Raw genomic sequence first — 6,479 nt, 5'->3', positions numbered from 1 at the left:
GACCTATAAACGGAAAATAGCTGTAAGTTAATAACTTACAGCTATTTGATCTTGCACGGGAGGAGAGGCTCGAACTCCCGACACCCGGTTTTGGAGACCGGTGCTCTACCAACTGAGCTACTCCCGTGTTTGCGGCTGCAAAGGTAATATAAACTTTTGAACTACCAAAAAAACGGGTAAATAACTTTTGAATTATTTTAATTTCTCCCACTCATCGGGCTTAAAACCGACCAGGACAAAGTTGTCCGTCACTACCAATGGGCGTTTCACCAATTTACCGTTTGTTGCCAATAGTGCTATTAGTTCTTCTTCACTCATGCCTGGCAACTTCTCGCTCATTTTCAATTCTTTATAAACTAATCCACTAGTGTTGAAGAATTTCTTTATAGGCAGACCGCTGCGGGGAATCCATGCTTTTAACTCTTCCACCGTAGGATTTTCTTCTACAATTAACCGATTTGTATACTCAATGTTATTTTCTGTTAACCACTTCTTGGCTTTCTGACAGGTACTGCATGCCGGGTATTGCAAGAATAAAGGTGTCATATGCAAATTATTATTAAATGATTATTATATACTTATTTTTTTATGAAAGTATCTGTAAATCCTGATACATAATCCGGTAAGCTGCTGCTTTCTTGTCCAATGCCAGCGGGTAGGCCCGCGAGGAAGAAGGCATACGGTATAACCTCATAGCCCGTCCTTCAAAAACGAATTCTGCGTAATCGCCTACTTTCGGTTCTTCCACATCGAACTGCTGCCGGAGCGTATCTGTAGCTTTTTGCCCCGTGGTGACGATTGCCTTACATTCGGGAAGCTGACGAAGCAATGCTGCTACGTCGGTAGCTTCCACCACTTCCAGAAACTTGTCCGAGGCATTATCTTGTAGTCTGCGGACGGAAGAGGCTGTATCGAACAGAGCAATACATTTTTCATTCAAAAAGTCTATAATTCGTTCGCGAACGAATGCTTTTCGTGTCGAATTTAGAAAGTGCTCCTTATCATTGAAGAATAAAACACCGAAAATCCGCCACATGTCATTGTTCAGGTTCGGGTAGTAGAAGTCCATCGACCAGCGTTTCTTCTGCGGTGGAAAACTCCCCAGCATAAGTAGTTGTGCTTTCGCAGGAAGAAACGGTTCTAACGGATGTTTTTCGATTTCCATTTTTATATGTTGTTTAATTTCTTGCAAAAATAATGATTCTATTTATTTTCCTCAAAATCAATACGGAAAAATGCTATATTTAAAATAATTAGTTATTTTTTGCAACATAATGAATGTACGGTCTAACGTAATATCATTGAGAGTAAGAGTAGTTGTTAGTTGCTGTTTAATAAGCCTGTTCTTTTTTCCTGAGTGAAAAATGTTATGCTTCAGAGCAACAAGAGTTAAAACAAACAGTAGCCCCCCTGCTGATAAAGCGACAGTAAGGGGCGTGTTGTCGATACTAAAGGTGAACCGCTTATCGGTGCAACTGTACGTGAGAAAGGTGGAGCCAACGGAACCACATTTCCCTTCAACCGTCCGAACATCTGAAAAATCTCAATAAACAAATTCAGCGGCAATTCCATATTCTCCAACGTTTCCGTCAGAAACTCATGAAGCAGCCGGATAATCCGTACCGGCATCTTGTCCCGTAGACAGTTCGTGTATATCCAGCCCCGTCATACTGAAGTAAAAGTCGGATTTGCTTCCTAGCCTCTTCCGCAGCCTCATTCCTCATGTCACAAGTAGCCAAAAATCCCAGCAATTCAGACTTAAAGTCCTCAACAGTAGTACTTCTTACAGCCATCTCCTCCAATTCTGGAATCTCCTGACCATAGATTTACTTCAACTGTGAAAAGTAAGCGTAAGCATTTTCTTTTGTTTCATAAGCAATCCGTTTCTTTTTGTTGGTTAATAATAAAGATGGTATGTCAGTTTTCATAGAGCCTATAGAGATAACAAAAAAAGCAGAGGTTCGAAACCCCTGCTTTTTCTATCGTGTCAATCTTTACAATTTTCTAACACTTGCGGCCGCTTATTTTTTCGTTTCTGTGTCGTCGTCTTTGCGTTTCGTCTCTTTTTTTGCCAACAGGACGATATTATACACATAATCCGTCATCCACTGTTCCGAGTATCCCAAACGCTCCTTGTACTGACGAACGGCCGCAGCTGTTTTGTGCACGTCATCTGCCTTCCATACCGTCTTCGTGCATACATCATGAACCGTCTTTTGCGTCATACCGTAAAGAGCCTTCTTGAAAATAGATGGCATACGGAACTTCCACTGCATCAGGTTTCCCATCAACATCATCAAGTCATTGGAAAATCCCTGGTACATGAACAAATAAGACTGGATATCATTCTGTGTGCGGCAATTGCGTTTCACTGAAGCATCTATTTCTTTAAAGAAACTCTCGTTCAGCCCGTAATCCTGCATCAGCATCTTGCGTGAAGCTGATTTCTCCGCCAGTCCCAATTTGCCGTTCTGCGTAGGCACCTTAAACAAACGTTTAAAATTAGCCACGTCCGGCAAGAAGCGGATATTTGTAATACCAAGATTAGTGGCGATAACTGACTGGAAATAAACTCGGGTCAGAGATATGAAATCTTCTACATTGCCGACTTTCGTTTCATCGGATTTCTTCTTGAATAAACTAAATAAGCCCATTGTTATATTTACAATTTTATTATTTGCAATTTACTATTGGAGTGCGTGGAAGCTATGTCGCATAACTATCCATTGGCAATCTGCCCGCAAAGGTACAAAAAAACAGTGGGTTTCACCAATATTCCAAGTCCTTTTCAATGTCCGGCATTGTCTCTTTTTATTATATATGATTATTCGTTCTTTATCCGGAAGTAGAATTTGTGATTTTCGAATACAGGTTCCACAATATCATAACGAACAAATTTGGCAAGCAGATGTTCAGCAGCACGGCGTGAAACTCCTGTCTGACGGCAATAGCGGTTGAGTGAGAGCAATACTCCCTGTTCCAGTTGTTCCAGTAAAAGCTGCTCCCGTTCAGTGTATCGGATAAGTTCACCACGCGGGCTGTCGCTTTGTTGCCATACGCGGAGATGTATGGGAGTTGCCAGTATATTCTCGTCTTTGATGCGGAGGTAGGCAAGAGGTTTGCCCGTTTCATCTTTGGCATACACCGGTTTGTGCGGAGTCTCTTCGATGGTAGCCACTAAAACCTGTCGTCCTTCTACTATATATGTTTTTAATGTGTATTCCACTTCCGGCACACAGTAAAGTTGCGCGGCGGCTTCAATCATATATTTCTCTTCTTCGGAGCGTACTCCTGCTATTTTTCCGTTGTCTTTTACGCCGATAAGTAATCGTCCTCCGTCGGTATTGGCAAAAGCGGAGAGAGTCTTGGCTATTTTGCGTGCGTCGGAAATTTCGAACTTAAAATCCTGTTGTTGATGCTCACCTTCAGCAATCAGTGCATGTATATAATCAGTATCTGTAAGCAGTTTCATGGCTGCAAAGGTAGATAAAAAAGGTGAAAGGCCATTTTTTTGCATAATTTTCGAAGAATATTTCAAAAAAAATATTGTTTTTATGCGTTTATTTCGGGAAACAGTGTATTTTTGTGGCACATTATTAACGAAAAAATAAAAGGATTATGAAAGAATTGGTAGAAAAAGTAGCAGCTCTTTATGCTGACTTCTCTAAAGATGCGAACGCTCAGATTGAAAACGGTAACAAAGCAGCAGGAACTCGTGCTCGTAAAGCTTCTTTGGAAATCGAAAAAGCAATGAAAGAATTCCGTAAAGCATCTTTGGAAGCTGCTAAGCAGTAATAGTCAGAAGACTACTAAGATACAGGAAAAAGGAGAGGGTTTGTCGCTTTGAAGTGCACTCCAAAAGTTTATTGTCTAACTTTTGGAGTGCACTTCAAAGCGACAGACCCTCTTTCTGTGTTGGCAATATCTTTTTTTAATGGAAGATTTAAAAATGGATACCTAAATCAAATTTAATCGTATATTTGCGGAAATAATCGGATTGGGAATTTATGAACGAAAATGTCTTGGCTAAACTGAAGATACTTGCGGAATCCGCAAAGTACGATGTTTCCTGTTCTTCCAGTGGCACAGTGCGTTCCAATAAACCTGGGCTGCTGGGTAATACTGTGGGGGGATGGGGGATATGCCATAGTTTTGCCGAGGACGGGCGGTGCATATCGCTGCTGAAAATCATGCTTACCAATTATTGTATCTACGATTGCGCCTACTGCATCAACCGACGTAGCAATGACCTTCCGCGCGCCACCTTCTCCGTATCCGAATTGGTGGAATTGACGATGGAATTTTATCGTCGCAATTATATAGAAGGGCTGTTTCTCAGTTCCGGCGTAGTCCGCAACCCCGATTATACGATGGAGCGCCTTGTGCGTGTTGCCAAAGACCTGCGGCAGGTACATCGCTTCAACGGATATATCCACCTGAAGAGCATACCTGGTGCCAGCCGCGAGCTGGTGAACGAAGCCGGGCTGTATGCTGACCGTCTCAGTGTCAACGTAGAAATTCCCAAAGAAGAAAACCTGAAATTGCTTGCGCCGGAGAAAGACCATAAAAGCGTCTTTGCCCCGATGAAATATATCCAGCAAGGCGTATTGGAAAGTAAGGAAGAACGGCAGAAGTTCCGTCACGCTCCGCGTTTCGCACCTGCCGGACAGAGTACGCAGGTTATCGTCGGTGCCACATCCGAATCGGATAAGGACATTCTTTTTCTTTCGTCGGCACTCTATAACCGTCCCACGATGAAGCGTGTCTACTATTCCGGCTATGTCTCCGTAAATACCTACGACAAGCGCCTTCCGGCCTTGAAACAACCACCGTTAGTACGCGAAAACCGGCTTTATCAGGCTGACTGGCTGTTACGTTTCTATCAATTCAAAGTAGATGAAATAGTAGACGACTCTTACCCGGACCTTGACCTCGAAATAGACCCGAAACTCTCTTGGGCATTGCGCCATCCTGAGCATTTCCCGGTCGATATCAATAAAGTGGATTATGAAATGCTTCTCCGTGTGCCGGGCATCGGTGTGAAATCGGCGAAGCTGATTGTCGCTTCCCGGCGCTTCTCACGACTGGGCTTTTATGAATTGAAAAAGATAGGAGTAGTGATGAAAAAAGCGCAATACTTCATTACCTGCAAGGAACTTCCTCTTCAAATACAGACAGTGAACGAGCTTTCCCCGCAACGGGTACGTACTTTATTGTTGCCAAAATCTAAAAAGAAAGTGGACGAACGCCAGTTGGTACTTGACTTTGGAGAATGAATATCTATATCTACGATAAAACTTTTGATGGTCTGCTGACAGCTGTCTTCGACGCTTATTTCCGCAAGACTTTTCCCGACGAACTCTTGTCGGAGGGGGATGCTTTGCCTTTATTTTATGATGAATTGCATACGGTGGTCACTGATGAAGAGAAAGCCGCCCGTGTATGGCGCGGTCTGCAGAAAAAGGTTTCATCTTCGGCACTGGGTTGTCTCACTCAAAGTTGGTTGTCGGAACTGCCGGAAGTTGGAATGCTTATTTTTCGATATATCCGCAAGGCGATTGATTCTCCTCGTTCCATTGAAACCAATTTTGCCGATCCGGATGTACTTCAACTGGCACAAATCTGGAAAAAGGTGGATGGCGAACGTGTACATTTAATGCAGTTTGTCCGTTTTCAGAAGGCTGCGGACGGTACATTCTTCGCTGCTTTCGAACCGCAATTTAATGCGTTGCCGCTTACCGTCCATCACTTTAAAGACCGTTTTGCCGACCAAAAGTGGATTATCTATGATATGAAACGTCGCTATGGCTTTTATTACGATTTGCAAGAAGTGACTACGATTTCTTTTGATGATGGCAGTCGGGAATCCCACCTGATAACGGGGATGCTGGATGAAAGCCTCATGGATAAAGACGAAAAACTCTTCCAACAACTTTGGAAAACCTATTTCAAGGCGATTTGTATAAAAGAGCGCATTAATCCGAGAAAACATAGACAGGATATGCCTGTGCGTTACTGGAAGTATTTGACCGAGAAGCAGCGGTGAAAATCATCATAAGGCAACCTTTCCTAATTCACGGCTTTTCCAATAAGAAAAGATTGTAATCCTCTTCAAATTTAGTAATATTTGAATGTATCCGTTCTATTTTATCGTATATTCGCACACTCAAATGAATATCGAACCCTGTGATTGAGTGAATAATGAAGAAAAGAATGTTTTTGCCGACAGGTACTCCACGAATGCCGTTCTATATATTTCTTTTTGCCTGTTTTGTGGAAGTGATGCAGTATTTCCAATTAGTGGAGACTTTAGGCATAACGAACCGTGTAGCCAGAGTTGTTCTGGGCTCTACGTTCGATTGGGCGGATATAGTCTGCTATGCAGTGGGATACGCGTTCATAATTGTAATCATTCTATTTTCCGCCACGACAATTTTATCGGCTGTTTTTCAGCCGATAAAATAAAAATGCCCGCAAGA

The 6,479-nt window shown here is 42.6% G+C and carries 7 protein-coding genes, 1 tRNA gene and 2 pseudogenes; 4 read left to right on the top strand and 6 right to left on the bottom strand.

Features of this window, described 5'->3' with window-relative positions; genetic code table 11:
• Positions 1-54: 54 nt before the first annotated feature.
• From NSB03_RS19540 to NSB03_RS19515, 6 genes and pseudogenes are all read right to left on the bottom strand, one after another.
• A tRNA-Trp gene (locus NSB03_RS19540) sits at positions 55-127 on the bottom strand.
• 65 nt (positions 128-192) lie between these two features.
• On the bottom strand, positions 193-546 hold the full coding sequence (locus NSB03_RS19535) for an arsenate reductase family protein (protein WP_121766651.1): 354 nt from the start codon (positions 544-546) through the stop codon (positions 193-195).
• A 40-nt stretch (positions 547-586) separates the two neighbouring features.
• Positions 587-1,165, bottom strand: a complete 579-nt coding sequence (locus NSB03_RS19530) for a uracil-DNA glycosylase family protein (RefSeq protein ID WP_024988742.1) — start codon at positions 1,163-1,165, stop codon at positions 587-589.
• A 323-nt stretch (positions 1,166-1,488) separates the two neighbouring features.
• Positions 1,489-1,873 (bottom strand): annotated as a pseudogene (locus NSB03_RS19525) (KamA family protein); the annotation flags it as partial.
• A 148-nt stretch (positions 1,874-2,021) separates the two neighbouring features.
• Positions 2,022-2,654, bottom strand: coding sequence for a DUF8491 family protein (locus tag NSB03_RS19520; RefSeq protein WP_257420838.1), 633 nt, complete (start codon positions 2,652-2,654; stop codon positions 2,022-2,024).
• Between the two features lie 170 nt (positions 2,655-2,824).
• Entirely contained in the window at positions 2,825-3,472 is a 648-nt protein-coding gene (locus NSB03_RS19515; protein ID WP_024988744.1) for an AlbA family DNA-binding domain-containing protein, read from the bottom strand.
• A 146-nt stretch (positions 3,473-3,618) separates the two neighbouring features.
• Here NSB03_RS19515 and NSB03_RS19510 point away from each other — a divergent pair, with 146 nt between their 5' ends.
• From NSB03_RS19510 to NSB03_RS19495, 4 genes and pseudogenes are all read left to right on the top strand, one after another.
• Positions 3,619-3,795 (top strand): BF3379 family histone-like protein, encoded by a 177-nt coding sequence (locus NSB03_RS19510; RefSeq protein ID WP_024988745.1) that lies wholly within the window; start codon positions 3,619-3,621, stop codon positions 3,793-3,795.
• Positions 3,796-4,007: 212 nt separating this feature from the next.
• Positions 4,008-5,276, top strand: a complete 1,269-nt coding sequence (locus NSB03_RS19505) for a putative DNA modification/repair radical SAM protein (RefSeq protein WP_024988746.1) — start codon at positions 4,008-4,010, stop codon at positions 5,274-5,276.
• A complete protein-coding gene (locus NSB03_RS19500; protein ID WP_024988747.1) occupies positions 5,273-6,046 on the top strand; it encodes a TIGR03915 family putative DNA repair protein in 774 nt (257 codons plus the stop codon). Before NSB03_RS19505 ends, NSB03_RS19500 begins: the two co-directional genes overlap by 4 nt.
• Positions 6,047-6,210: 164 nt before the next feature.
• Positions 6,211-6,465 (top strand): annotated as a pseudogene (locus tag NSB03_RS19495) (ribosomal maturation YjgA family protein); the annotation flags it as partial.
• Positions 6,466-6,479: the final 14 nt, after the last annotated feature.

The sequence above is a fragment of the Bacteroides acidifaciens genome (genome assembly GCF_024623065.1).
Lineage (GTDB): Bacteria > Bacteroidota > Bacteroidia > Bacteroidales > Bacteroidaceae > Bacteroides > Bacteroides acidifaciens.
This window is presented reverse-complemented; position numbering and strand designations above follow the sequence as displayed.

Coding starts and splice junctions, on each gene's coding strand:
- NSB03_RS19535 (WP_121766651.1), bottom strand. CDS start 546: ATGACACCTTTATTCTTGCAATACCCGGCATGCAGTACCTGTCAGAAA.
- NSB03_RS19530 (WP_024988742.1), bottom strand. CDS start 1,165: ATGGAAATCGAAAAACATCCGTTAGAACCGTTTCTTCCTGCGAAAGCA.
- NSB03_RS19520 (WP_257420838.1), bottom strand. CDS start 2,654: ATGGGCTTATTTAGTTTATTCAAGAAGAAATCCGATGAAACGAAAGTC.
- NSB03_RS19515 (WP_024988744.1), bottom strand. CDS start 3,472: ATGAAACTGCTTACAGATACTGATTATATACATGCACTGATTGCTGAA.
- NSB03_RS19510 (WP_024988745.1), top strand. CDS start 3,619: ATGAAAGAATTGGTAGAAAAAGTAGCAGCTCTTTATGCTGACTTCTCT.
- NSB03_RS19505 (WP_024988746.1), top strand. CDS start 4,008: ATGAACGAAAATGTCTTGGCTAAACTGAAGATACTTGCGGAATCCGCA.
- NSB03_RS19500 (WP_024988747.1), top strand. CDS start 5,273: ATGAATATCTATATCTACGATAAAACTTTTGATGGTCTGCTGACAGCT.